Genomic DNA, 26197 nt, shown 5'->3' with positions numbered 1-26197 from the left:
GCACTATCAGAATTGAGTGTAGCGGCTATTTGTTAATAGATAATCAGGCTATTATTCAAGCTATTGTTGCCATAAAGTAGAGAATAGCTGAGGGATTAGATGGCCCACATGGATGATTTGGCTTTTTTTCAGCATTTAGCCCGTGCCGGCAGTTTAACGGCGACGGCGCGCGAGCTTGGCCTTTCGCTGTCAGCGGTGAGCAAGCGATTAAAAATGCTTGAAGGACGTTTAGGCGTCGAGTTGGCTGCCCGTACCACAAGGCGATTAACGCTGACGGCCGAGGGCGAACGCTATTTTGCACGCGGGGCGCTGATTCTGGACGAGCTTGATGAACTGGAAAACTCATTGGGCGAGAGCATCAACCAGGCACTTAGCGGCAGGCTACGTATTAACGCCACCTTTGGTTTTGGCCGTCGTCACATTGCTCCATTGCTGTCACGTTTTTGTACTCAACATCCAGACGTAGATGGGTGGCTCGAGCTCACTAACTTTCCGCTTAATTTAAGCGATCACGGCTTTGATATTGGCATTCGCATTGGCGAGCCTCCTGAGTCGCGCTTGGTTGCCCGGCGAATTTTAGCGAATCGGCGCGTGCTCTGCGCATCGCCGACGTATATCTCTCAGGCGCCAATGCTTCAAGCGCCCGCAGATTTACAGCAGCATGCTTGCCTAGTGATCCGTGAGAACGACAGTGACTTTCCGGTGTGGCGCTTTGAGCGATGCGGTCAGCCTACCAAGGTGCAGTCGGTTAAAGTCAGCGGTCGGTTGGCAAGCAATGATGCGGAGGTGATCACTCGGTTAGCGCTAGATGGCCACGGCGTGATGTTGCGCTCTTGGTGGGACGTTAATGAGCACCTCGCCAGCGGTGCTTTAGTGGCGTTACTGCCTAGCTGGCAAGGCGTACGAGCAGATTTTTACGCGGTGTTCGAGCAGCGCCGCCACGTGCCCGCCAGGCTGCGTGCCTTTATTAATTTTGCGCAACGGGAGATGGTGGGGCGGGTGTCAGTGCTGCCAGAAGAAACGATTAGCGGTTTGGGCATGTAGCGTTTTCAATGATCGAGCTCCTTGCCGGTAAATCTGTTCAGTGGGCGTTGATTAGAGCACTAGCTTGGGTTGCACGCCATATTAGTCGCAGGTAACGGTCGAATGATCGCTATGGCGGGCGAGAACGCGAAGGCGTGAAGCCAGCATATCGCGGTCGAGGTAGGTGCCCTGCAATCGATATGCAGCGGTAACCCGACCGCAGTATAAGCCGCGTTGTTGGGGTTGGGTTTTGAGCGCACGTCGAAGCGAACACCAAAGTTGGTGGCTCGCAGCGGCCCAATACGCTCAGCTAAACGGCACACTTCTTCTTCCACTAAGGGGCCATCCGTCATTAGTGCCAAGCCATCGCGTAGCATGGCGGTGAGCCAGACTTTCTCACCTTGAGGCGTTACTAAACCGCTGTGACTGATGCGCTCAGGCGTAAAGTCATCATTCCACGGCATGCTGCTGGGTACCGCTGAGCTCAGACTTGCTTCTGGACGGCGTTGATATAGCCAGCCGCAATGAAACGCGCTGGCATGCCCATCCTGCCAGTTCAGGTGCAGGTGGCCATCCAGTAGCGCAATGCTTGGCGGCTCAGCAATCGCTTCAAGTGGTAGATAGAGCCTTTCGCGTGTCTGCGGATGGCGGCAGGCTTGGCAGGCGCAGTGATCGCGCAACCAGAGCAAGGGAAGGGTGGTTTGCTGGCCATCTTGCCACTCAAGTGAGACGCCATATTGGGCGAGCATCGCCTGGGTAAGTGCAGGCCCGGCTTGGTAGGGGGTTAATTCGCCCATGTCTGGGGCGTGAGCATTATTCGTTATTGTCGAGGGTATCGTATGTGCTGCGCTGTTCATTAAAACTCCGAATAGCTCCCTTGGCGGCAATGCCTATGGGGCGGTGCATTATTGTTATTGAGGATGAAGGAGTAGCCGCGTCAGTGACAAACGATTAATCTGGCCCCTAAGACATCATTTTACTTATAGGTTGCTTTTTCATGGGTCAATTACCGCCGTTGCTATGGCTGCAAGCCTTTGAATCTGCGGCACGTACATTGAGTTTTACCGCCGCAGGTAACGAGCTAGGCGTCACTCAGGCCGCTATCAGCCAGCGTGTTCGGCTGTTGGAGGATCGCGTAGGTCAAAAATTGTTTGTGCGCCATGCCCGAAGTTTGACGTTAACGCCCGCCGGTCAGGCATGGCTGCCAAGTATTCATGATGCCTTCATGCGTATTAGTGAAGGCACGCTAGAAGTCTTTGGCAGCACCACTGAGCAGCCGGTCACGCTACGCACGACACCGGTGATTCAGCAGTCCTGGCTGGCTCCGCGCTTAATTGCTTTCCACCGTGCCTATCCGCAGGTGGCCGTTCGCTTGGTAAGTGCGATCTGGCCGGATGACTTCGGCCCCGAGGGCGCCGACATTGAAATTCGTTACGGCAAAGGGGAATGGGCCGGTGTTGATATGCAGTCGCTAGGTGAGGATCAACTGCAGCCGGTTTGTTCGCCCTCGCTGGCTAAAACACTGGCGTCACCAAGCGATTTGGCTGGGCATACATTGCTTCATGCGGCAGGGTTTGGCATTGGCTGGTCAGGCTGGCTTCAGGCCGCAAACGTAGCGGATATGGAAGCACGGTGTTGGTCAATAACCTGCGATAACCAGGTGATGACGCTGGTATTAGCCAGCCAGGGTGGAGGTGTCGCGCTTACCCATCGGCGTTTAATGGAGCGGCGGACGGACCTGGTCGCCCCCTTTGCGCTTAGCGTAGTGAGTGATGAGCGCTTTTGGCTAGTGCGGCCTAATCGTCGTCACGTAGATGAGGATGCTGCCTTGGTTTGGGCGTGGCTGGTTGAGTCACGTTAAGCTGCTGTTAAAACTGGATTGGTGCGCTGGTGGTCGGCATCATTTTTCCAATGTTCTTGCCATTTTGGTGCAACCGTGAAGAATGATGCGTTTTCAATGCTAAAAAAGGCGTCTGATATATGGAATTTTCTCTTGCAGCGCTAGTGGATCGTGGCAATGGATTGCTGTGGGGCAGCGTACTGGTTTACTTATTGATTGGCGCTGGCATCTACTTCACCGTTATGACTCGCGGTGTTCAAGTTCGTTATTTTGGCCATATGTTTAAGCTTCTGCGCAGCTCCCGCGAATCAAACGGCGGTATCTCTTCGTTTCAAGCACTTTCAACCAGCTTAGCGGCGCGAGTCGGTACGGGTAACCTTGCTGGGGTGGCCGTCGCGATCTATTTTGGTGGCCCTGGCGCCATTTTCTGGATGTGGATGACTGCGATGGTCGGCATGGCGACCAGTTTTGTAGAGTCAACGTTGGCTCAGGCGTATAAAACCGACCATGGCGATAATACCTTCCGCGGTGGCCCGGCCCGCTATATTGAAAAAGGCCTTGGCTTACGCTGGTTGGCGATGCTGTTTTCCATTTGTTTGATTATTGCGTTTGGATTGGCGTTTAACAGTGTTCAGGCCAACTCCATCGCCCAGGCGATGGAACAGGCATTTGCCATTCCCACCTGGGCCATGGGGTTAGTCTTGATGGCGGTGGTCGCGCCGATCATTTTTGGCGGTTTAAAGTCGATCGCCAAAGTAGCTGAACTGGTTGTACCGCTGATGGCACTGCTTTATCTGGTGCTGGCGCTGGTTGTGGTGGGGTTGAATATCAGTGAATTGCCCGCCGCGATCATGACAATTGTGCGCAGTGCTTTTGGTCTTGAACAAGCCGCTGGCGGTGCTGTTGGTTACGCCGTTTCTCAAGCGATAATGAACGGTATTCAGCGCGGACTCTTCTCTAACGAGGCGGGTATGGGCTCGGCACCCAACGCAGCGGCAACGGCCTCTACGCGCCCCGATCACCCTGCCGCGCAGGGCTTTATTCAAATGCTGGGGGTGTTTCTAGATACCCTGGTCATCTGTACGGCAACGGCGGCGATTATCATTATGGCCGGGCCAGAGCTAATGTCAGGTGATGAGAATAATGGCATTCAGCTAACCCAAATGGCGCTATCCAGCCACGTGGGCGACTGGGGTGGTATGTTTGTCGCGATGGCGATTCTGCTGTTTGCGTTTACGTCGGTTATTGCCAACTACTCTTACGGTGAGTCTAACATTGAATATTTAGCCGGACGTCGTGCCCCTGTGGCCGTTATGCTTTATCGCTTCGCGGTGCTGGCGATGATTATGGTGGGGTCGGTGGCTAGTCTCGGGGCGATCTGGAACTTCGCAGATCTATCGATGGGGATGATGGCGATTATTAACTTGGTGGCCATTTTGATGCTGTCGCCGGTGGCTTTCTCTCTTTTCCGTGACTACGAAGAGCAGTTGAAAGCGGGTAAAGAGCCGGTATTTGACCCAAGCCGCTTCCCTAAGCTGGTCAATAAAGTTGATCCAAAGGCTTGGCCGAAAAAGTAAAAAGGAGGTTATCGTCATGGCTCGGCCTGAACTACTCGAACAGATTTACACGATCGTTGATCAGATTCCGCCGGGCCGTGTCACTACCTATGGCCGCGTTGCTAAAATGACGGAAGGCGCGACCCCGCGCATGGTGGGCTCGGCGATGCGTCATTTGCCGGACGGCCATCAACTGCCTTGGCATCGCGTGATTGCGGCGTCGTTAAAGCTTGCTGATCATGGTGGGGCTGAGCGTCAGCATCAGAAACTACGCGATGAAGGTGTGTTATTTGATGCTAAAGGGCGAGTGCCTGCCCATCTCGTTTGGCCCGATTGAGTAAAGCCATACTGCTTGCTAACAACAACGCCGCCCAATGGGGCGGCGTTGTTGTATTCGGCTGAGCGATCAAGGCGTTATGCGGTCATTCACTCTTCTGACTTACCGCCGGATTTCCACGACCAGTCACGCCAGCGTAAATCGAACAAATCTTTACGACGGTCTTTCAAATTCGTTACTGAGCCTTCAGCGCGCACGACCGTAAGGCGTGTGAGATCTAAATCAGAGAAGAAGATCATCTCTGTATTGGGTGTCGTTTCCGCCAGCACCGCGTCGTGAGGGAAGGCGAAATCAGACGGCGAGAAAACCGCTGACTGAGCGTATTGAATGTCGAGGTTTTCAATCGAAGGCAGGTTGCCAACGCTGCCACAGAGCACCACGTAGCACTCGTTTTCAATTGCCCTCGCCTGGGCACAGTGGCGCACGCGCAGGTAGCCGTTTTTGGTGTCGGTCCAGAAGGGTACGAACAGGATGTCCATGTCTTGATCGGCCAGCAGGCGACCCAACTCCGGGAACTCCACGTCATAGCAAATCAAGATGCCTACGCGGCCTGCGTCAGTATCAAACACCTGAAGCTCATCACCACCCTCTATCACCCAATCGCGGCGCTCTTGAGGGGTAATATGCAGTTTGGCCTGACGCTCAACGCTACCATCACGGTGGAACAGGTAAGCGATGTTATAGAGCCTGTCATCATCGCCGACTTCTATCATTGAGCCGCCAACAATGTTGATGTTGTACGAGACCGCCATGCGCGATAGCTCGAGCTTAAAGCGCTCGGTGAAACCGGCCAAAAAGCGAATAGCCCCCATTTGATCCTGCTGGGCATCGCGGTCTTGAAGGCCCATCAGCGGTGCATAGAACAACTCTGGAAAGACCGCAAAATCACTCTGATAATCGGAGAGGGCATCAACAAAGTATTCGATCTGTTGCAGTGCGGCTTCTACCGAGGAGAACTCGCGCATCTGCCACTGCACGGCACCTACACGCACTTGAGTTGGCTTGTTGTCGAGCACACTATCGGCGGGCTCAAATAAGATATTATTCCACTCCAGCAGGGTAGCGTAGCCGCGAGACTGCTCATCTTCGGGTAGGTATTTACGCAACAAACGTTTTACCTGGAAATCATTCGCCTGTTGGAAAGACAAAATCGGGTCGTAAATCTCTTTGCGTGAGACTTTATCAATATATTGAGCGGGGGTAAGTTCATCGGCATGCTGGTGGTAGCCTGGGATACGACCACCGGCAAGAATCGACCGCAGGTTCATCGAACGGCACAGCTCTTTACGTGCTTCGTAAAGACGTCGTCCTAGTCGATAACCCCGGTAGTCGGGATGAATCAGCACGTCTAGCCCGTACATAGCATCGCCATCCTCGTCGTTGAGGATGGTTTCGCGATGACCAATAAGATCGTCATACTTGTGCGGGTTAGAGAACTCGTCGTAATCGACCTGAACCGTTAGCGCCACACCGACCAGAATGCCATCATCTTCAATGGCGATTTGGCCGTCAGGAAACTCCTGAATGAGCTTGTCGATCGTGCGCTTTGGCCAAGCACCGCCAATATCATGATAGACCGCGTCCATCAGGGCCTTGAGCTGATCGTAGTCATCGCTCATTAGGTTGCGCAGATTAAGATGCAGCTCTTCCAGGGACATATTAGGGCTTCCCAGCGTCAGAAATAAACGGCCATTCTAGCATTATCGAGCGCGGCTCGACTTATCGGAGGTTAAGTCACGTGTGAACGGCCGGATCAGCGTTTGGGCCATGATCACGCCCGCCAGAATCAGCAGCCCTCCCGCCAGATGGAAACCGGCCACCTGCTCGCCTAAAAAAAACATCGCGATCAGAGCGCTAAATAGCGGCATTAAATTGATGAAAATACTTGATTGACTGGCACCGATTTGACGCACCGCACGCATCCATAAAAAGGTGGTAATCACGGAAGCAGGGATGCCCGCATAGAGTATTAGCCCAATGTTTTGCCCATCGATGGGCGTCATCGGACCCATCAAGTACGGCGGTAGCAAGAACAAAACGGCAAAGCAAACCTGCGCATAGAGCATTACCCAAGGCGGTAAATTCATCGACCAGCGTTTGAGCATAACGCCATACAGCGCGTAGCAGGTGGCCGCCACGACCATCAGCGCATCGCCGAGCGCGACCTGTAAATGCAGCAGTGACAGCGGATTGCCGCGCCCCAGCAGCACCGTGACGCCGACAAACGCCAGCATGCCGCCCATGACGCCGCCAAGGGTGGGTGGCTCGCGCAGGATCAGCGCGCTTAGCAGCACCGTTAACAGCGGTACCATCGCGGCTAGAATGCCCATATTAGTCGCGGTAGTTGTTTCTGCCGCGACATAGGCCAGCCCTTGCCATAGCCCCATGCCGAGCAGCCCAAGCAGTGCAAGTTTAGGCCATTGGCGGCTAATCTCCGCGCGGTGTCGTAGCACTGCTGGCAGTATAAAGGGCGTCATTACCGCCAGAGCTAATAACCAGCGTAAAAAAGCGATGCTGCTCGGTGCAATGGCACCTACGCTAAGCTGATTAATGGTCATGTTGCCCGACCAGATGAGCACGGTAGCGAGCGGCGGTAAAAAGTAAATCAAGGGCATAGCAACGTTTCCTTATCGTTAGCCGGGTAATGTGCCGTGAATTCATACGCTGGGCAAGCCATTGGCAGACGTTAACGGGACTATACGCGATGGCCAGGATGTCATACGCTTGTTTGAATAATGCCGTCTAATAATATTTGGAGAAACCTGATGACCCGTGAGCCCGCCTATCCGCATCTTTTTCGCCCGCTAACCATTGGCCATTTAACGCTGCCTAATCGCGTATTAATGGGCTCAATGCATACCAATTTGGAAGAAGCGCCTGACGGCTTTTCACGCTTAGCGGCGTTTTATGCAGAGCGGGCACGGGAAGGGGTTAGCCTCATTGTGACGGGAGGGATTGCTCCCAACGCTGAAGGCGCGGTGTTTCAGGGTGCACACGCGCTGACCGGTGACGCGCAGCTGTCGGAGCATCGTCAGGTAGTGGATGCGGTGCACGCAGAGGGCAGCCATTTATGCATGCAAATTCTTCACGCCGGGCGCTATGCCTATTCGCCGGATTTAGTCGCTCCTTCGGCCATTCAGGCGCCGATTAACCCTTTTATGCCCCGGGCGCTGAGCAGCGAAGACGTTGAACAGCAGATAGCCGATTACGTCCGCTGCGCCCAGCTTGCGCAACGGGCGGGCTACGATGGCGTTGAAGTGATGGGCTCGGAAGGCTATCTGATTAATCAATTTATCTGTCAGCGGACCAATCAGCGTGACGATGAATGGGGCGGACCATTCGCGAACCGGATGCGCTTTGCCGTTGACATTGTCCGTCGTGTACGCGCTGCGGTGGGGGAACGCTTTGTGATTATCTTCCGTCTCTCGATGATTGATTTGGTGGAAGACGGCAGTACCTGGGAAGAAATCGTCACGCTGGGGCAGGCGATTGAAGCTGCCGGGGCCGATGTGATCAATACCGGTATCGGCTGGCACGAAGCCAGGGTGCCAACCATTGTGACGAGCGTTCCGCGGGCGGCCTTTACCGAGGTGACCCGGCGCATTAAGTCGGCGCTAACGATTCCGCTCATTACCACTAACCGGATCAACATGCCGGACGTTGCCGAGCAGGTGCTGGCGCAAGGCCATGCCGACATGGTGTCTATGGCGCGGCCCTTTCTGGCGGATGCGGCCTGGGTGAGTAAGGCGCAGGCAGGCCAGGCCGAGCAGATCAATACCTGTATTGCCTGTAACCAAGCCTGTTTGGACCATACCTTTGCAGGAAAGCTGACATCCTGCTTGGTGAATCCTCGTGCCTGCCATGAAACGGAGCTAATCATTGCACCGGCACATGCGCCCAAGCACATCGCCGTTGTGGGTGGTGGGCCTGCGGGGCTGGCCACTGCGGTGACGGCGGCCAGTCGCGGGCATCACGTGGTGCTGTTTGAGCGGCGTAGTGATCTAGGCGGTCAGTTTAACTATGCGCGCAAAATTCCTGGTAAAGAGGAATTCAACGAAACGCTGCGCTATTACCAAGGCATGCTTACTAAATATGCAGTTGAGGTGCGCTTGAACACCACGGCCACGGCGCAGGCGCTAGTGGGCTTTGACGAGGTGGTGCTGGCTACGGGGGTTCAGCCTCGCGAGCTAAGCTTGCCAGGTTACGACCATGCCTCGGTGCTTAGCTATGCTGAGGCGATTGAGTCTCCTGATCGGGTGGGGCGTAGGGTGGCGGTGATTGGCGCAGGAGGCATTGGTTTTGATGTCGCTGAGCTATTAGCACATCAGGGGCATGCTGCGCTGGATATCGATGCCTGGTGCGACGAGTGGGGCGTTGATTTAGCCGTAGGCGAGCGAGGTGGGTTAAAGGCACCTACGCCGCCAGAGGTTCCCCGTGACATTGTGATGTTGCAGCGTAAAACGTCTAAACCGGGTAAGTACTTGGGTAAAACAACTGGCTGGGTGCATCGCGCTTCGCTTAAACAGCGTGGCGTGAAGATGCTAACCGGCTGTGAGTATCTCAATATCGACGACGCCGGTTTGCATATCCGGCGAGACGGCGTTACTCAACTGCTTGCGGTGGATAGCGTGGTGGTGTGCGCCGGGCAGGAGTCCGTGCGTGATTTATTGACTCCCCTAACGCAGGCAGGAGTGGCGGTGCATATTATCGGCGGTGCTGATGAAGCCAGCGAGCTGGACGCCAAGCGCGCTATTGAACAGGGCACTCGCTTAGCGGCGCTGTTATAGCAATACAAGTATGAGGGCGTATTTATAAGTACGTGCTTAAAAAGCGCGGGTGACGTTAGCCTATAAATGGCGATAGACTAAATGATCCGTTAATAAGGGATTTCTTGGCCTATTTATTAAGCGTAACTAGGCATTAAAGGCGTTGGTGGCACCCAGCCTGCGCCGTAAGATCGCCAGATATAAGGACAAGCGTCATGACCTCGGAGTGTAGCCCGCGTTTTTTAGCCAGTGATAACACCTCAGGTATTTGCCCAGAGGCGATGGAATATTTGCTTGAAGCCAACCGTAGTGACGATCTGGCCTATGGCAACGATCTTTGGACGGCCCGTGCCGCAGACCGTTTCCGCGAGATGTTTGACTATGACTGCGACGTTTTCTTTGTTTTCAACGGCACGGCCGCCAACTCGCTGGCGCTTTCGGCAATGGGGCGCAGCTATCACAGCGTTATTTGTCATGAGTTGGCGCATATTGAAACGGATGAATGCGGTGGTCCTGAGTTTTTCTCCAACGGCGCGAAGCTGCTGACCTCCCCAGGTGCAAATGGCAAGCTTACGCCTGAAGGTATTGAGGCGCTGGTCACTAAACGCAGCGATATTCACTACCCAAAGCCCAAAGTTGTATCGCTGACCCAAGCAACCGAAGTCGGAACGCTTTATTCACGCGAAGAGCTAATGGCAATCCGTGCCGTTGCCGATAAGCACGACCTGCGCCTGCATATGGATGGAGCACGCTTTGCCAATGCCTGTGCAAGCCTAAATGCCACGCCAGCAGAGCTAACGTGGCAGGTCGGCGTGGACGCGCTGTGTTTTTCAGGGACTAAAAATGGCCTGGCATTTGGCGAAGCCATTTTGTTTTTTAATCGTGAGCTTGCCGAAGATTTCTCTTACCGCTGTAAACAGGCCGGCCAGTTGGCTTCTAAGATGCGCTTCGTCTCGGCGCCGTGGCTAGGGCTGCTAGAAAGCGGCGCCTGGTTAACCAATGCCCAGCATGCAAATGCCATGGCGCGCTATTTGTCGGAAGGGCTACAAGCGCTGCCAGGCGTGTCGCTGATGTTTCCAACTGAAGCCAATAGTGTGTTTGTCGAACTGCCGCCCGCGGCGATTGAAGCGTTGAAAGCCAAGGGATGGACGTTCTACACCTTTATTGGCGCCGGCGGCGCTCGCTTTGTATGCGCTTGGAACACCACCGTTGAATTACTAGACGCGCTGTTAGCCGACGTGAGAGAGGTGATCGCATAGCTCGCATCGGATGGGCTTAGCCGCCGTGCTGATCAGGGAGAGATCTCTCGACTGGCGCTGGTAAAGCCCATCAGTGACATGTCCATGTCAAGGCGCTGGCCGTCCGGAGATATGGCGCTTACGGTCGCGGTAGTGCCGCCACGCAGTTGCTGCAACATGCTTGGTTCCAGCGGCAGATCTGCGCGACAGCCCTGTTCTTGGCAGAACTGGTAGGGGAATCCGACCGGCTCATTGTTATCTACCTGCAACTGCATGCCTGACGCTAGGTTCACCCCTAGCGGCATCACAAAAGCCATCACTGGGCTATCTATCTGAGACGAGTGGCCGACGATAGCCCTCATCAAGGGTTCATTGCTGTCAGGATTGTTGACTATCTGGTTCATGGTGCAGCCCTGCTGCTGACCGGACGCGGAGGGGCAGCTCACTTCCCAGTCCTGAAAGCTCTGGGTGTCGACGTTCGGGGCGCTCTGGGCCTGGGCCGTTGAAGTTGCGATAGCGGCGAACAGTGGTAACAAAGCGGTCATCAGCGCGCGACGAATTTGCATGAATTCATATCTCCGGGGGTGAGCAGGGCTAAAACATAGCTTGAAAACGGCTACCCAAAGCGGTCGCCGCCAAGCGATTAAGGATTACCTGCATTCGAACATGTTTCAAGCCCTGGGTTCCAGTATCGTTTTCAAACGTCGGCTGCTATGCCTTGAGGCACTTTAAATCTTTCCGGCCCTCTAGCGTTGAAGGTTTTAGTCATCACTTTTTGCTAATACTGACTACGCTAAAAAAGCGACACCTCGTTTGGCACGCCGTCGCGAAAAATCTGGTTTGGCGGTGACTGCCCGGGGATGGGCCACAGGAGAGTGCCATGAGCATCTTTGATCACGTTCAAGACCGTTTTTCCCGCGTTCAGCAAGAAGACATGAGCCTGGAAGAGTATTTGGCGCTGTGTCGTCGTGAGCCAGCGATGTATGCCAGTGCTGCCGAGCGCATGCTGGAAGCGATTGGCGAGCCAAGCGTAGTAGATACTGCAAAGGATGCACGGCTATCGCGTATTTTTTCCAATAAAGTTATCCGCCGTTACCCTGCCTTTGCAGAGTTTCACGGTATGGAAGACGCCATCGAGCAAATTGTGGCGTACTTTCGTCATGCGGCTCAGGGGCTTGAAGAGCGTAAACAGATCCTCTATTTACTCGGCCCGGTGGGCGGCGGCAAGTCCTCGCTAGCGGAGCGCCTTAAGCTGCTCATGGAGCGCATTCCGTTTTATGCCATTAAAGGCTCTCCGGTTTACGAGTCGCCGCTGGGTCTGTTTTCCCCGGAAGAAGATGGCGAACTATTAGAGAAAGAGTATGGGATTCCACAGCGTTATTTACGCAGCGCGATGTCGCCTTGGGCTGCAAAGCGCCTAAAAGAGTACGGCGGCGATATCTCTCAGTTTAGAGTCGTGCGTTTATATCCTTCGCGACTCCATCAGATCGCTATTTCTAAAACCGAGCCCGGTGATGAGAACAATCAAGATATCTCGTCGCTGGTGGGTAAGGTTGATATTCGTCAGTTAGAGTTTTATTCCCAAGATGATCCCGATGCCTATAGCTTTTCCGGCGGCCTGTGCCGCGCTAATCAGGGGTTGATGGAGTTTGTTGAGATGTTTAAAGCGCCTATCAAGGTGCTTCATCCCTTGCTCACCGCAACGCAGGAAGGCAATTACAATCCTACCGAAGGCATGGGGGCGATCCCGTTTGACGGCGTCATCTTAGCCCACTCTAACGAATCTGAGTGGCAGGCTTTTCGCAATAACCGCAACAATGAGGCGTTTCTTGACCGGGTCTACATCGTTAAGGTGCCGTACTGCTTGCGGGTGTCGGAAGAAATCAAAATCTATCAGAAGCTGCTTGAAGACTCTTCGCTTAACGCCGCCCCTTGTGCGCCGGACACACTGCGCATGCTGGCGCAGTTCTCTGTGCTGTCGCGGCTTAAAGCACCGGAAAACTCCAATATCTATTCCAAAATGCGCGTCTACGACGGTGAAAATCTGAAAGACACCGACCCGCGCGCTAAATCGATTCAGGAGTATCGCGACGCGGCCGGTGTGGACGAGGGCATGCAGGGGCTGTCTACCCGCTTTGCGTTCAAAATTCTGTCTAAAGTGTTCAACTTTGACAGTACTGAAGTGGCGGCTAATCCGGTGCACTTACTCTACGTACTGGAACAGGCGCTAGAGCGCGAACAACTGCCGTCGGAGGCGTTTGAACGTTATTTAGGCTTTATCAAAGAATTTATGGCACCTCGCTATGTGGAGTTCATTGGTAAAGAAATTCAGACTGCCTACCTCGAATCCTATAGCGAATATGGCCAGAATATCTTTGATCGCTACGTCACCTATGCCGATTTTTGGATTCAGGATCAGGAATATCGTGACCATGAAACTGGCGAGCAGCTAAACCGTCAGTCGTTGAACGAAGAGCTAGAAAAAATTGAAAAACCTGCGGGGATTTCGAACCCGAAAGACTTTCGACATGAAGTGGTTAACTTTGTGCTGCGGGCTCGGGCGCAAAATAACGGCATGAATCCAAGCTGGCAGTCTTACGAAAAATTGAAAGGCGTTATTGAACATAAAATGTTCGCCAATACGGAAGAGCTGCTGCCGGTCATCTCGTTTAATGCCAAGGCTTCCCGGTCGGATCAGAAAAAGCACGAAGATTTTGTGGCAAGGATGGTCGAGCGCGGCTACACCGAGAAACAGGTTCGACTGTTATCCGAATGGTATTTGCGTGTACGCAAGTCTCAGTAAGGGGCTGCGCTTAAGAGCCGCGCTTACGTTGTACGCTTAAGGAGGTCGCATGACCTACTTTATTGATCGAAGACCAAACGCTAAACATAAAAGCGCGGTTAATCGGCAGCGCTTTTTAGAGCGCTACCGTAAGCATATCAAGAGATCGGTCGAGGAGGCCGTTAACCGCCGCTCAATTACCGACATGGAGCACGGGGAGAAAATTTCTATTTCGGCAAAAGACATTTCTGAGCCGGTTTTCCAGCATGGCCCAGGCGGTGCGCGGCATATCGTTTCGCCTGGTAATAAGGAATATATCGCCGGCGATAAGATTAGCCGACCAAACGGTAAGGGGGATGGCAACGGAAATGGTGAAGGGGGGGCGTCGAACCAGGGCGAGGGCGTTGATGAGTTTGCTTTCACCCTTAGTCGTGAGGAGTTTTTAGAGTTTGTTTTCGATGGTCTGGAATTGCCCCACCTAGAGCGCAAGCCGCTTAAGTCATTGGAAGAAGTCAAAATGGTGCGGGCGGGGCTTTCGCGCGACGGGGTTCCTTCGCGTATTAGCATTACCCGTTCGATGCGAGAGGCGTATGCCAGGCGTATTGCGATGCGGGCGCCCATTAAACGAGCGCTTAAGGACGCGGTTGAGGCACTAGATGTCGAAGAGCGTAAAGACTCGGTGCTGCGCAATCCTACGCGTATCACTGAGCTGAAAGCCGAGATCGAGCGCTTAGAAAAACGCATTGCTGGCGTGCCTTTTATTGACACTTATGACCTGCGCTATCATCAGCTCAGCGCACAGCCGCAGCCCTCTAACCAAGCGGTGATGTTTTGCATCATGGACGTTTCCGGGTCAATGACCCAAAACCACAAGGATATCGCCAAGCGCTTTTTCCTACTGCTCTATCTGTTTTTGGAAAAACACTATGAGAAAGTCGAGCTGGTGTTTGTACGCCATCACACGGCCGCCAGGGAAGTAAGCGAAGAGGAATTTTTCTACTCACGTGAAACTGGCGGCACGATTGTTTCCAGCGCGCTAAACCTCGTCAATAAAATCATCGAGAAGCGTTATCCCACTAGCCAGTGGAATCTATATGTAGCGCAGGCCTCCGATGGCGATAATTGGGATGATGATTCGAATATCTGCCGCGATTTGCTGATTAAGCAGCTAATGCCACAGTTGCAATACTATGCCTATGTTGAAATCACCCCCCACGATCATCAATCGCTATGGCATGAGTATGAGAGCGTGGTCAATGCGTTTCCCGACCGGTTTGCGATGCGGCAAATTGTCGAAGCGGGCGATATTTATCCAGTCTTTCGCGAGCTGTTTAAGCGCCGCGTAAGTCAGTCCTAATGACCGCGTATAAAGGAGTGGGCTATGAATGCGACTCGCAAACGCAGGCCGATTGCCACCGGCTCCGATTGGAGCTTTGCCGTGCTGGAGCGCTTTGATGCACAGCTGGCCAGGCTCGCCGATGAGTATCGGCTGGATACTTATCCTAATCAGATAGAAGTGATCACCACTGAACAGATGATGGATGCCTATGCAAGCGTAGGGATGCCGGTTGGCTACCATCACTGGTCGTTTGGTAAGCAGTTTCTAGCGGTTGATCAAGCTTACAAGCGCGGCCAAATGGGCTTGGCCTATGAGTTGGTGATCAACTCTGACCCCTGCATAGCCTATTTAATGGAAGAAAATACCTTGATGATGCAGGTGCTGGTGATGGCGCATGCCTGCTACGGGCATAACTCCTTTTTTAAAGGTAATTACCTATTTCGAACCTGGACTGACGCCTCATCAATTGTTGATTACCTAGTGTTCGCTCGACGCTATATCAATCAGTGTGAAGAGCGTCACGGTGTCCAGGCCGTCGAGCAGTTACTGGATGCCTGCCATGCGCTTCAAAGTTATGGTGTGGATCGCTATAAGCGGCCTTCGCCGATCTCTGCGGAAGAAGAAGCTAAACGTCAAGATGAGCGCGAGGCCTACCTACAGACTCAGGTGAACATGCTTTGGCGCACCATCCCGGGATTGCCAGAGGGCAACTCGCCGCTACTGGGCAACCTGCATAGTGATGATGACCCGTTAGGCCTGCACAGTGGCGGTCATTATCCTTCGGAACCTCAGGAGAACTTACTTTATTTTATTGAAAAAAACGCACCGCTGCTGTCGCCGTGGCAGCGTGAAATCGTGCGGATTGTACGCAAATTAGCACAGTACTTTTATGCGCAGCGGCAAACGCAGGTGATGAATGAGGGCTGGGCGTGTTTTTGGCACTACACGTTAATGAATCGGCTTTACGACGATGGCGATGTCGATGAAGGGCTGATGCTGGAATTTTTGCAGTCCCACGCGGCCGTGATTTATCAACCGCCATTTGATAGCCCGCACTACAGTGGCATAAACCCCTACGCGTTAGGCTTTGCGATTTTTATGGATATTAAGCGGATCTGTGAAGCGCCCTGCGAGGAGGATCAAGCGTGGTTTCCAGACATTGCCGGGAAACCTTGGCGGGAGACGCTAGAGTTTGCGATGCGTAACTTCAAAGACGAATCGTTTATTCAACAGTTTTTATCACCGAAGGTGATGCGCGACCATAAGCTGTTTCTTGTCGTGGATGATGATCAGGCTGAGACGCTTGAAGTGGCGGCTATTCACAACGAACAGGGCTACCGTCGCGTGCGTGACGCGTTGGCTACCCAATACGCGCTGTCTGTTCGCGAACCTAATATACAAGTCGCCGAAGCGGCTATTCGAGGAGATCGCTCATTGACGCTTCATCATGTGCAGGACAACCGTCGCCCGCTGGGGCGTAGTGTCTATCCCGTAATGCACCATTTGCAGCAGCTATGGGGGTTTCCCGTTCATTTAGTTTCGCTTGAGGAAGGTCGCGTAACGCGCCGCTATCACTGGCCGATAGAGGACGAAAACAGCACTGCCTAAAGCGAGTTTTTGAAGGGGGTTTCAGCGCCGGCTCTTTAGCTATTTCTGCCCCGCCTGATGAGCGGGGCAGTGCTTTACAGGCACCTCGTTAGCGATAGATACTTAGGACTGGGCAGTCCAGGACTGACACCATCCAGCAGGTTCAACGCTATTCTCTGGAAAGAGCTGGCAACCTTCATTATTAGCGCTATAGAACATGCAGTTGTCGCAGAGTTCACCCTCTTCAAAAGCCGGATGATCACTCGCATCACTGGCAACTTCTACATAATTAAGTGCCTGCGCGTTAGGCGCTGAAGGATCAAGGCGCGGAAGGCCTTGAGCAAAAGCGGTTTTAGACAGAATGCCCACACCTAGTGGAAGGACGGCAAGCCCCAGCAGACTGTTGCGCATGAAGTCACGACGATTCTGATTAGCCATGATTTCTCCTTATCGTCACGGTTTGACGTTTGACCACGATTGTCGGGTGGTTATCCACCTCTTGAGCCTTTTCATTATGTTAATTTACTTAAAGCGCATCATTCAGAGCCTCCAAGTGGCTCTTGGTCAGCCTGCGGGTCATTATCGGCTAGATGCTAGCGGATGACAAAGTCTGTGCAAATAAGTCTGTGCAAATAAGGCTGTGCGCATAGGGATGAGATGAGCCAGCAAGAAGTCATGCCAGCGGCAGGTGCTACGCCAGCCACCACGTCGCTGGTATACTCCGCTCAACGCCGACATTCCATTATGAGTCGTGATTTTTTCTGTTGAGAGGGCGCACCATGCAAAACGCAGTTATTTTAATCAATACTGATAAAGGGCAAGTTAAAGCTGTTGCTGAGCGGCTGGCCGATGTTGAAGGTATTAGTGAGGTGTATTCCACCTGTGGCCGTTACGACCTGGTAGCGATTGCCCGTACCCGTGATTTTGAAAGCTTAGCCGAGCTTGTTACCGAGCGCCTAAACGCCGTTGAAGGTATTAGCGATACAGAAACACTCAACGCCATGCAGGTGCATTCGCGCCACGATCTAGAAACCATGTTTTCCCTAGGCTGGTAGGTTTTCGAAATTCGCCATTAAAGCTTGAATAAAACGAGAGGCGCTTTTAAGCGTTAGCTAAGGAGTAAGTCTGTTGGGGAAATCGCTTTCGCGCTGGCGTAGTAACGGTCGACGCCTGGGCATCGTTGTGCTGTTTATTGTTGCAGGTACAGGGCTGTGGGAGTTTCAGGAGCGCCAACATAAAGATGCGTATACCTGGATGGGCGTGCCGACATGGGAGGCGTTTAGCCCTACAACGATGCATCGAGTGCTGCGTAACGACGGGTATTTAGTGGGCTGGTCCGATGTGCGAGTTAATCCGCTGTGGGTGAGTTATCAGGTTGAAGCGGTTGGCGACGACACGCGAATCGGTTCGCGACCTAATTTTCAGGCGGATTGGCGCACGCTCTGGCCAATAGGCACTGGCGATTATGCGGGCAGTGGCTATGACCGAGGGCATATGGCGCCTAACTATGCCATTGCTGCTGTGCATGGCCGCAGCGCTCAGGTCGATACCTTCTTAATGAGTAACATGACGCCTCAACGGCCACAGCTCAATCGTCAGCTATGGCAACGTTTAGAAGAAGCGGTCATGGATCATTTTGCCCCGCGTTTTGCTCATTTGCAGGTTATTACGGGGCCTATTTTTCCCGCAAATTTTATGGATAACGTGTTTAACCGTGTGGGCTTTGTAGAAGTGCCAGAGGCGTTCTACAAAATTATCGTCGCGCCGCATAGTGACGCGCCATTAGCGCTGGCATTTATCATGCCGCAAGATGTCCGAGGTAATGAACCACTCGCTGATTACTTAGTGACAATTGATGAAATTGAAGCGCTGACTGGCCTTAACTTCTTTCCAGACTTGAGCGCTGACGTGGAAGCTGTTTTGGAAGGAGAGCTGCGTACGCAAGGGTGGGCGCTTGAAGACATATCGCGTCGGCCTGGGCGTTTTCAGTAAGTTTTAAAAAAGGGAATTTATATAGAGGGATGATGCGTACGAGACCATGTTGCCATGGTGCCCAGGAGAGGACTTGAACCTCCACGTCCATACGGACACTAGCACCTGAAGCTAGCGCGTCTACCAATTCCGCCACCTGGGCGCATCATCTAACGCTTAGATTAACACTTGCTGTTTGTGTTCGTATGGTGCCCAGGAGAGGACTTGAACCTCCACGTCCATACAGACACTAGCACCTGAAGCTAGCGCGTCTACCAATTCCGCCACCTGGGCGAACACAAACTGACTGCTCTTGCTTAATGCTATTACTTGCCGCCGCACCAAATTACACCATGAAAAGGGGATAACATGTTGTCGTTTGGTGCCCAGAAGAGGACTTGAACCTCCACGTCCATACGGACACTAGCACCTGAAGCTAGCGCGTCTACCAATTCCGCCATCTGGGCAAGTGGCGCGTATAATACCGGGGTGATGGTTAAATGCAAGGCCCCGCGGGCGCTTTTTATAAAGCAAATTGTACAAACAACGGCTAAGACGGTTGGGTGATTGAACGCGCGGCGCTATACTGCGCCCATGACTAAACAAAACCCTATTCATTTTAGCCTCTCAAGCGCTGAAGTAGCCCGCCCGCAACGCATAGCGTCTGCGCTTTTTTTACGCCTCTCGCAAATGACGCCATTAAGGATGTTGATCGCATGAAGTATTGGACGTTAAGTGATGATCCGCACGCCGAGCGCGAGGCGCACAAATACGGCAACCCAGCGCCGAGCCGGGAATATCTTCTAGCCGCATTAGAAAGCTACGGCAAGCCGATTAGCCACGAAAATATGAGCCGCATGCTGGGGCTTGAGGATGAAGATCTTATCGAAGCCGTCAGGCGTCGTTTGGCCGCCATGGAGCGCGATGGCCAAGTGTTGCGCGACCGTCGAGGCGCCTACGCACTGATTGATAAGCTCGACTTAGTGAAAGGCAAAGTGCTGGGTCATCGCGATGGCTTTGGCTTTTTACTGCGCGATGACGGCAAAAAGCCTGATTTGGTGCTGCCACCGCGTCAAATGCGGCGTGTTTTTCACGGCGATCACGTGCTGGCTCGCGTTAGTGGTCGCGACCGCCGTGGCCGCGATGAGGCGACCATCGCCGACGTCATCGCCCGCAACACGCAAACGATTGTAGGCGTTTACCGCAGTAACACGCCTGAGTTTGGCATTCTGATTCCGGAAAATCCGCGCATCACGCAGGAAGTGATTATTCCTCATAGCGCCTGCGGTGGAGCACAGGATGGGCAGGTGATCTCTGCCAAAATCGTTCAGCAGCCCGCTACCCGCGTGCAGCCGGTAGGCGAGGTAGTTGAAGTGCTGGGTGAGCGCATGGATCCGGGCATGGAAATTGATATAGCGATTCGCAGCTATGATATTCCTGCTGAGTTTCCGCCTGAGGTCATTGATCAAATTGGCGGTATTTCAGCCGAAGTGCTGGAAGACGATAAGCAGCATCGCGTTGATTTGCGTGATGTGCCGCTGGTCACCATTGATGATGAGTCTGCCAAAGATTTCGATGATGCCGTTTGCGCGTGGAAAACAAAGTCGGGTGGCTGGAAGCTGTTGGTGGCGATTGCTGACGTTTCCCATTATGTACGTCCTGGTACGGCATTGGATGATGAGGGCCGCACGCGGGGTAACTCGGTCTACTTCCCTGGCCAAGTCGTTCCTATGCTGCCAGAGCTGCTTTCAAACGGCCTTTGTTCACTGAATCCGCATGTGGATCGGTTAGTGCTGGTTTGTGAGATGAATATATCTCAGGCGGGTGCGATTAGTCGTTATCGCTTTTATGAGGCGGTAATGAACTCTCATGCGCGCCTTACTTATAACAAAGTAGCGGCGATTCTTGATGAGGACAGTCAAGAGGGCGAAGCGCTCCGCTCAGAGTACAGCGAATTAGTGAAGCCGCTGAAAAGCCTAGAAGAGCTTTACTATTTGCTGCGAGAAGCGCGTGCAGAGCGCGGCGCTATCGACTTTGATACCACCGAAACGGCGATTATCTTTAACGATGAGCGGAAGATCGAAAAAATCGTTCCGCGTAGCCGTAATAATGCCCATAAGCTGATTGAAGAGTGCATGTTGGCAGCCAACGTTGCGACCGCGCGCTTCTTAGACAAGCACGATTTGCCCGCGCTTTACCGCATCCACGAGCGTCCTACACCTGAACGCCTTGATAAGCTGCGCCTGTTCCTGAACGAACTCGGCTTATCTGTTGGCGGCGGTGACATGCCGACGCCACAAGACTATCAGGCGCTGCGTGAGGCGATTATTGATCGTCCTGATGCGGATATTATTCAAACCGTCATGCTGCGCTCGATGAATCAAGCGGTTTATTCTCCGCAAAATGAAGGCCATTTTGGCTTGGCTTATCAAGCCTACGCTCACTTCACCTCGCCCATTCGTCGCTATCCTGATCTGTTGGTGCATCGCGCTATACGGTCGGTTATCCGCGGGCCGCGCCAGACCAACACGGTATTACGCGTTGAGGGTGCGCCGGTTGAGCCGCCGAGCAAGTGGTGCCCGTATACGTTCGAGCAAATGCTTGAGCTGGGTGAACACTGCTCAATGACCGAGCGTCGCGCTGATGAGGCCACGCGTGATGTAGAGAGCTGGCTGAAATGTGAGTTTATGTCCGACAAGCTGGGTGAGATGTTCGAAGGCACCATTGCATCGGTTACTCAGTTTGGTCTGTTTGTACGCTTAGATGCCTTTTACGTAGAAGGCTTGGTTCACGTCACCTCGCTGCCGTCCGACTACTATCATTACGAAGCTGAAAAGCATCGACTCAAGGGCGAGCGGACGGGCACCACCTACCGGCTAGGCGATGGTCTTACTGTTCAAGTGGCACGCGTCGATATGGACGATCGTAAGATCGACTTTGGCCTAGGTGATGAGAAGCCTCGGCCGCGCCGTCAGCCGCGTAAGAGCCGCGAAGAGGGTGGTGGTTCCTCTACGGGGGGAGCTAAGGCTGCCGGTGCCAAAGCGTCTCACGGCGACCGGCCTGCTGTACGTCGTGGCCCTCGGCGCACTCGCACTGGTCCGCGCAAGCCATCACCGAATAAGGGTTGAGCATGAAGCCGGCATCGTCTCGACGGGGGCCTAAGACTCCCGATGGGTTAGATCAAGTGTATGGCGTGCACGCGCTGCAAAGCCTTATGGATCGAGGTGAATCACCGCGTGAACTTTGGGTGCAGCAGGGCGCAGGTAACCGCTTAAAAGAAGTCGTTGCTCAAGCTCAGGCGCGCGGTGCTCGCGTGAAGGAGCAGCCGCGAGATATGCTGGATCAGTTGACGCAAGGCGCGGCTCATCAGGGCGTCGTCGCTTTTTGCCCACCGCTAACGCCTGAGGGCGAAGAGTCGTTATGGTTAAAGCTGAGTGCCTGGCCGTCGTCAACGCCGCCGCTTTTACTGATTTTAGACGGTGTGACCGACGTGCATAATTTTGGTGCCTGCCTACGCAGTGCCGATGCCGCCGGTGCTCACGGAGTGATTGTAGCGAAAGATAAAGCGGCGCCGCTAAATGCCACCGTGCGCAAAGTGGCCTGCGGAGCCGCCGAAGTTGTTCCGGTTTACCAAGTCACCAATTTGGCGCGCACTCTCGCCAAACTCAAGGATGCGGGCGTTTGGATAACCGGTACGGCCGGTGAGGCGGAGCGCAGCGTATTTGCCATCGATATGACTGGCCCGACCGCTCTGGTGATGGGCGCTGAAGGCAAGGGCATGCGTCGGTTAACCCGTGAAGCATGTGACAACCTTGCTAAGCTTCCGATGGCAGGTGAGGTGTCTAGCCTGAATGTGTCGGTCGCGGCCGGAATTTGTCTGTTTGAGGCTGTTCGTCAGCGGCAGCTTGCAAGTTAACCCCAGCGCCACTAAGATACATGCGCCCGTTTGTATGCAAGCGGGCGTTAGCTGTGAACAGTGGTAATTGAAATAAACGATCTGTTTGATGCTTCAGTGATCGCTTAATGTGGCCACTGAACACTTCAGTTAACTCCTTGCTTCCCTGTCGTCGCTATCTGCGTTTAGCCGTGGCACACAAAGGAAGCTGTCAAACCGCAAGGAGATTCCATGCGTCATTACGAAATCGTGTTTATGGTCCACCCGGATCAGAGCGAGCAGGTGCCGGCCATGGTCGAGCGCTACACCAGCATCGTCACCGAAAACGGCGGTACTGTGCATCGCCTGGAAGATTGGGGCCGTCGCCACATGGCTTACCCGATCAACAAGATCCACAAAGCCCACTACGTGCTGATGAACGTTGAGTGTGAAGGCGAGACTCTCGAAGAAATCGAGAACATCTTCCGCTTCAACGACGCCATCATCCGCAGCCTGGTTGTACGCTGCAAGGAAGCTGTTACTGAAGCTTCCCCGATGATGAAACCGGCAGAAGAAAAACGTCCGCGTCGCGAAGAAAAACCGCGTGCTGAAGAAGAAGAAACTGCCTGATTTTATTCACTGCACGTTTTAAGGAGCTAGCCCATGGCACGTTTTTTCCGTCGCCGTAAGTTTTGCCGTTTTACTGCTGAAGGCATCAAACAGATCGATTATAAAGATCTGGATACGCTGAAGGCTTATGTCACCGAAACCGGCAAGATCGTTCCAAGCCGTATTACCGGTACCAAAGCACGCTATCAGCGTCAGCTGGCGACCGCTATCAAGCGCTCGCGCTATCTGGCACTGCTGCCCTACTCCGATAGTCACCAGTAAGCGTTTAACGTGATGCTGGCACTAGCCCGATGGCTGATGCGGGGCACGCCCTACGCTGCAGGCGTGGCGGCCCTGGCAACGCTAGTGCCTTGGCTGTTCTGGTTAGGAGCAGCCATTGCCGCGCTGATGACCTTACGTAAAGGCTTTGCGCCTGCGCTACCGGTGATCATCGCAGCAGCGCTACCGGCTGGCTGGTGGTGGGCCCAGGGAGATGTGATTCCGCTTGCTAGCATATTGTTGGTAACGCTGATGGCCGTCATCCTGCGCGAAAGGATGCGTTGGGGAGAAACATTGATTGTGGGGACATTGGTCGCTGTGGTCATGGTTCAACTTGGCATTTTTTCACCGCCAGGTGGTACAGAGCTAATGCTTGAGCAATTGCGAGAAGGTTCGCAAGAAGTGGATCGCATGCTCACGGAATTTGCCAACCAAGGTTACGACACTCAAACCATTGCCGCATTGGTAGTGGGGGGAGCTACCGGGCTCGTGGTGCTTTTGGCAGCCATAGTGTGTTTAGCGCTTGCGCGGAGCTGGCAAGCTGGGTTGTACAACCCAGGCGGCTTTCGCGAAGAGTTTCACGCACTGCGCTTGAGTCCCAAAGAGCTGGCCATTTTGGCCGTGATTGGGGTGGCAGGCTCGCTGTTAGGTGTCCACGCGCTGGCCATGCTTGGCTGGATTCCGCTATTGGTAGCTGGCGTTGCGTTAGTGCACGGGTTTATTGGATTAAAGGGGATGAACGGGCTGTGGCTGGTAGCATTTTATGTGCTGCTGATCACGACCTGGCCCACGATTCTCATTGTGCTGCTGTTGGGGCTGATTGATACATTCGCGAACATTCGCGCACGCCTTGCCCGTAGCAACTGACAAGAGGTTTACGAGATGGAAGTCATTCTGCTCGACAACATTGGTAAGCTGGGCGGCCTGGGTGACAAGGTCACTGTTAAGCCTGGTTATGGTCGTAACTATTTGGTGCCTTACGGTTTAGCCGTACCGGCCACCAAAGACAACATCGAAGCGTTTGAAGTGCAGCGCGCTGAGCTCGAAGCGCAAGCCGCTGAGCGTAAAGCAGAAGCTGCAGCGCGTGCTGAGCAGTTGAACGATATCGAACTGTCTTTGGTTTCCAAAGCAGGCGACGAAGGCAAACTGTTTGGTTCGATTGGTCCACGTGACCTGGCTGACGCAATTTCCTCTGCTGGCATCGATGTTGCCAAGAGCGAAGTACGTATGCCGAATGGCCCGATTCGTCAAACGGGCGAATATGACATCGTGCTACACTTGCACGCTGAAGTGGACGCCGTTGTACGCGTGGTTGTCGTCGCAGAGTAATTTTTTTGCGCTGACATATACGCCTCAAAAGGCGCGGGTTTTCCCGCGCCTTTTGTTATTTCTGGACGTTGCCTAAATTATCCAACTTATTAACGCCGGGTACTTTAAGGCAACATCTTGATGATGTGGGTCGTCTCGCGGTATGGGCTCGGCTAAGATAAGCATCTTCACTGGGTACGTTGTCGTATTTAAAGGAGCTTGCCATGCAGGACACGCCTTCTGCTGATAAAGAAACGGCCGCGCTAAAACTGCCGCCGCATTCGCTTGAAGCAGAGCAGTCGGTATTAGGCGGGCTCATGCTGGATAATCAGGCGTGGGATAACGTTTCAGAGCGCCTCGTCGCCGATGATTTTTATCGCTATGAGCATCGATTGGTGTTCAACGTGATGATCCATTTGGCCGAGTCCGCACAGCCGCTGGACGTGGTGACGATCTCTGAGGCGCTGGAAGCACGCGATCACTTGGATACCGTGGGTGGCCTGGCATTTCTGGCCGAGCTTGCGCGTAACACGCCGTCTGCCAGCAACATTCGTGCTTATGCCGATATTGTGCGTGAGCGTGCCACGCTGCGTAAGCTGATCCGCGCGGCTAATCAAATTGCTGACAGCGCCTTTACGCCGCAAGGGCGTCCGGCGGATGAGCTGCTCAATGAAGCCGAGCGGTTAGTGTTCCAGATTGCTGAGGAGCGTCCTAAAACGGGCGGCCCTATTGGCATGAGCGAGCTGCTAACCAAAGCCGTCGATCGTATTGATGAGTTGTTTAATCTGAAAGGTGAGATGACCGGTCTTTCGACGGGTTTTCGTGACCTGGATGATATGACCACGGGTCTGCAGCCATCGGATATGGTGGTTATTGCCGGCCGGCCATCAATGGGTAAAACCACCTTTGCTATGAACCTGGTCGAGCATGCAGTGATCGCCAGCGATAAACCGGTGATGGTGTTCTCTATGGAGATGCCCGCCGAATCGCTGATGCTGAGGATGCTGTCTTCGCTTGGACGAATTGACCAAACGCGTGTTCGTACCGGCCAATTAGAAGACGAAGATTGGCCACGCTTAACCTCGGCAGTGAATTTGCTCAAAGATAAGCAGCTATTTATCGATGATACGGCCGCGTTATCGCCCAATGAAATGCGTTCCAGGATGCGTCGAGTAGTTCGTGAGCATGGCAACATTGCGCTGGTCATGATCGATTATCTTCAGCTAATGCAGATCCCCGGCTTCAATGAAAACCGCACCGGTGAGATTTCGGAAATTTCGCGCTCTTTGAAAGGCTTGGCGAAAGAATTTAATTGTCCAGTGGTCGCACTTTCACAGCTGAACCGCTCGCTGGAGCAGCGCCCTAACAAGCGTCCTGTTATGTCGGATCTACGTGAGTCGGGTGCTATCGAGCAGGACGCTGATGTTATCGCTTTCGTTTATCGCGATGAAGTTTATAACCCTGACAATCCCGACAACCAGGGGATTGCCGAGTTGATTATTGGTAAGCAGCGTAATGGACCTATCGGTACGGTGCATATGGCGTTTATCGGTAAGTATACGCGCTTTGAAGATTTAGCCCCGGATAGCTACGGCGATTCGTTTGGCGATTAACTTGATGTGTAATGTAAAAATGGGAGTAGCAAATGGCAGGTGGATTTCGGCGCGGTAATCGGCAGCGTCTTCCTA

23 protein-coding genes and 3 tRNA genes are annotated in these 26197 nt (G+C 53.5%); 18 read left to right on the top strand and 8 right to left on the bottom strand.

All coding sequences use genetic code 11. The features are described 5' to 3' along the window. The first annotated feature begins 99 nt into the window (after window positions 1–99). A complete protein-coding gene (locus ACTH5D_RS06705; protein WP_441669505.1) occupies window positions 100–1044 on the top strand; it encodes a LysR family transcriptional regulator in 945 nt (314 codons plus the stop codon). Between the two features lie 59 nt (window positions 1045–1103). Here ACTH5D_RS06705 and ACTH5D_RS06700 read toward each other — a convergent pair whose 3' ends face one another. After that, a complete protein-coding gene (locus ACTH5D_RS06700) occupies window positions 1104–1880 on the bottom strand; it encodes a gamma-butyrobetaine hydroxylase-like domain-containing protein (RefSeq protein WP_441669503.1) in 777 nt (258 codons plus the stop codon). A gap of 140 nt (window positions 1881–2020) precedes the next feature. Here ACTH5D_RS06700 and ACTH5D_RS06695 point away from each other — a divergent pair, with 140 nt between their 5' ends. The 3 genes from ACTH5D_RS06695 to ACTH5D_RS06685 all read left to right on the top strand — a co-directional run bounded on the left by ACTH5D_RS06695 (window position 2021) and on the right by ACTH5D_RS06685 (window position 4756). Further along, on the top strand, window positions 2021–2884 hold the full coding sequence (locus tag ACTH5D_RS06695; protein WP_441669501.1) for a LysR substrate-binding domain-containing protein: 864 nt from the start codon (window positions 2021–2023) through the stop codon (window positions 2882–2884). A 119-nt stretch (window positions 2885–3003) separates the two neighbouring features. Continuing rightward, window positions 3004–4440: an alanine/glycine:cation symporter family protein gene (locus ACTH5D_RS06690; protein WP_441669499.1), complete on the top strand. Its 1437-nt coding sequence runs from the start codon at window positions 3004–3006 to the stop codon at window positions 4438–4440. Window positions 4441–4456: 16 nt separating this feature from the next. Then, window positions 4457–4756 (top strand): MGMT family protein, encoded by a 300-nt coding sequence (locus ACTH5D_RS06685; protein ID WP_441669497.1) that lies wholly within the window; start codon window positions 4457–4459, stop codon window positions 4754–4756. A gap of 89 nt (window positions 4757–4845) precedes the next feature. Here the strand turns inward: ACTH5D_RS06685 and ACTH5D_RS06680 are convergent, their stop codons facing one another. Together ACTH5D_RS06680 and ACTH5D_RS06675 are read right to left on the bottom strand one after the other, a co-directional pair. Continuing rightward, window positions 4846–6414 carry a GNAT family N-acetyltransferase gene (locus tag ACTH5D_RS06680; protein WP_441669495.1) on the bottom strand — a complete coding sequence of 523 codons (1569 nt, stop codon included), beginning with the start codon at window positions 6412–6414 and terminating at the stop codon, window positions 4846–4848. Between the two features lie 42 nt (window positions 6415–6456). Further along, on the bottom strand, window positions 6457–7371 hold the full coding sequence (locus tag ACTH5D_RS06675) for a DMT family transporter (RefSeq protein ID WP_441669493.1): 915 nt from the start codon (window positions 7369–7371) through the stop codon (window positions 6457–6459). A gap of 150 nt (window positions 7372–7521) precedes the next feature. On the opposite strand from ACTH5D_RS06675, the gene ACTH5D_RS06670 reads away from it, so the two are divergent. Both ACTH5D_RS06670 and ACTH5D_RS06665 read left to right on the top strand, forming a co-directional pair. Next, on the top strand, window positions 7522–9543 hold the full coding sequence (locus ACTH5D_RS06670) for an FAD-dependent oxidoreductase (RefSeq protein WP_441669491.1): 2022 nt from the start codon (window positions 7522–7524) through the stop codon (window positions 9541–9543). Window positions 9544–9737: 194 nt separating this feature from the next. Then, window positions 9738–10781, top strand: coding sequence for a threonine aldolase family protein (locus tag ACTH5D_RS06665; RefSeq protein ID WP_441669489.1), 1044 nt, complete (start codon window positions 9738–9740; stop codon window positions 10779–10781). 32 nt (window positions 10782–10813) lie between these two features. Here the strand turns inward: ACTH5D_RS06665 and ACTH5D_RS06660 are convergent, their stop codons facing one another. Then, complete coding sequence (locus ACTH5D_RS06660; protein WP_441669487.1) at window positions 10814–11326, bottom strand: invasion associated locus B family protein; 513 nt, start codon at window positions 11324–11326, stop codon at window positions 10814–10816. 314 nt (window positions 11327–11640) lie between these two features. On the opposite strand from ACTH5D_RS06660, the gene ACTH5D_RS06655 reads away from it, so the two are divergent. From ACTH5D_RS06655 to ACTH5D_RS06645, 3 genes are read left to right on the top strand one after another with little or no spacing between them, the layout of a single operon-like run. After that, a complete protein-coding gene (locus ACTH5D_RS06655; RefSeq protein ID WP_441669485.1) occupies window positions 11641–13563 on the top strand; it encodes a PrkA family serine protein kinase in 1923 nt (640 codons plus the stop codon). Between the two features lie 49 nt (window positions 13564–13612). Further along, a complete protein-coding gene (locus tag ACTH5D_RS06650) occupies window positions 13613–14899 on the top strand; it encodes a YeaH/YhbH family protein (protein ID WP_441669483.1) in 1287 nt (428 codons plus the stop codon). 24 nt (window positions 14900–14923) lie between these two features. Further along, window positions 14924–16489, top strand: a complete 1566-nt coding sequence (locus ACTH5D_RS06645; RefSeq protein WP_441669481.1) for a SpoVR family protein — start codon at window positions 14924–14926, stop codon at window positions 16487–16489. Between the two features lie 102 nt (window positions 16490–16591). On the opposite strand, the gene ACTH5D_RS06640 is transcribed toward ACTH5D_RS06645, so the two are convergent. Further along, window positions 16592–16906 (bottom strand): high-potential iron-sulfur protein, encoded by a 315-nt coding sequence (locus tag ACTH5D_RS06640; protein WP_441669479.1) that lies wholly within the window; start codon window positions 16904–16906, stop codon window positions 16592–16594. 341 nt (window positions 16907–17247) lie between these two features. Between ACTH5D_RS06640 and ACTH5D_RS06635 the strand changes: the two genes are divergently transcribed. Continuing rightward, window positions 17248–17523 (top strand): Lrp/AsnC family transcriptional regulator, encoded by a 276-nt coding sequence (locus tag ACTH5D_RS06635; RefSeq protein ID WP_008958975.1) that lies wholly within the window; start codon window positions 17248–17250, stop codon window positions 17521–17523. 73 nt (window positions 17524–17596) lie between these two features. Further along, a complete protein-coding gene (locus ACTH5D_RS06630) occupies window positions 17597–18460 on the top strand; it encodes a DNA/RNA non-specific endonuclease (RefSeq protein WP_441669476.1) in 864 nt (287 codons plus the stop codon). A gap of 55 nt (window positions 18461–18515) precedes the next feature. On the opposite strand, the gene ACTH5D_RS06625 is transcribed toward ACTH5D_RS06630, so the two are convergent. The 3 genes from ACTH5D_RS06625 to ACTH5D_RS06615 form a co-directional block, all read right to left on the bottom strand. Beyond that, window positions 18516–18602 (bottom strand) — tRNA-Leu (locus ACTH5D_RS06625). Window positions 18603–18646: 44 nt separating this feature from the next. Then, window positions 18647–18733, bottom strand: a tRNA-Leu gene (locus tag ACTH5D_RS06620). An 86-nt stretch (window positions 18734–18819) separates the two neighbouring features. Then, window positions 18820–18906 (bottom strand) — tRNA-Leu (locus tag ACTH5D_RS06615). Between the two features lie 249 nt (window positions 18907–19155). Here ACTH5D_RS06615 and rnr point away from each other — a divergent pair. The 7 genes from rnr (at window position 19156) to dnaB (ending at window position 26122) form a co-directional block, all read left to right on the top strand. Further along, complete coding sequence (gene rnr, locus ACTH5D_RS06610; protein WP_441669474.1) at window positions 19156–21567, top strand: ribonuclease R; 2412 nt, start codon at window positions 19156–19158, stop codon at window positions 21565–21567. Window positions 21568–21569: 2 nt separating this feature from the next. Beyond that, window positions 21570–22355, top strand: a complete 786-nt coding sequence (gene rlmB, locus ACTH5D_RS06605; protein ID WP_441669472.1) for a 23S rRNA (guanosine(2251)-2'-O)-methyltransferase RlmB — start codon at window positions 21570–21572, stop codon at window positions 22353–22355. A 210-nt stretch (window positions 22356–22565) separates the two neighbouring features. Then, entirely contained in the window at window positions 22566–22943 is a 378-nt protein-coding gene (gene rpsF, locus ACTH5D_RS06600) for a 30S ribosomal protein S6 (protein ID WP_441669470.1), read from the top strand. Between the two features lie 33 nt (window positions 22944–22976). After that, the gene (rpsR, locus tag ACTH5D_RS06595; RefSeq protein ID WP_007113337.1) at window positions 22977–23204 is read left to right on the top strand and encodes a 30S ribosomal protein S18; all 228 of its coding nucleotides are present in this window, start codon (window positions 22977–22979) and stop codon (window positions 23202–23204) included. 12 nt (window positions 23205–23216) lie between these two features. Then, window positions 23217–24068 (top strand): hypothetical protein, encoded by an 852-nt coding sequence (locus tag ACTH5D_RS06590; RefSeq protein ID WP_441669467.1) that lies wholly within the window; start codon window positions 23217–23219, stop codon window positions 24066–24068. A gap of 15 nt (window positions 24069–24083) precedes the next feature. After that, window positions 24084–24530, top strand: coding sequence for a 50S ribosomal protein L9 (rplI, locus tag ACTH5D_RS06585; protein ID WP_441669465.1), 447 nt, complete (start codon window positions 24084–24086; stop codon window positions 24528–24530). 203 nt (window positions 24531–24733) lie between these two features. Further along, entirely contained in the window at window positions 24734–26122 is a 1389-nt protein-coding gene (gene dnaB / locus ACTH5D_RS06580; protein ID WP_441669463.1) for a replicative DNA helicase, read from the top strand. Window positions 26123–26197: the final 75 nt, after the last annotated feature.

The sequence above is a fragment of the Halomonas sp. genome, assembly GCF_052095695.1.
In the GTDB taxonomy this organism is placed as follows: Bacteria; Pseudomonadota; Gammaproteobacteria; order Pseudomonadales; family Halomonadaceae; genus Vreelandella.
The sequence above is the reverse complement of the archived record's forward strand: the minus strand, read 5'-3'. Positions and strand labels throughout refer to the sequence as shown.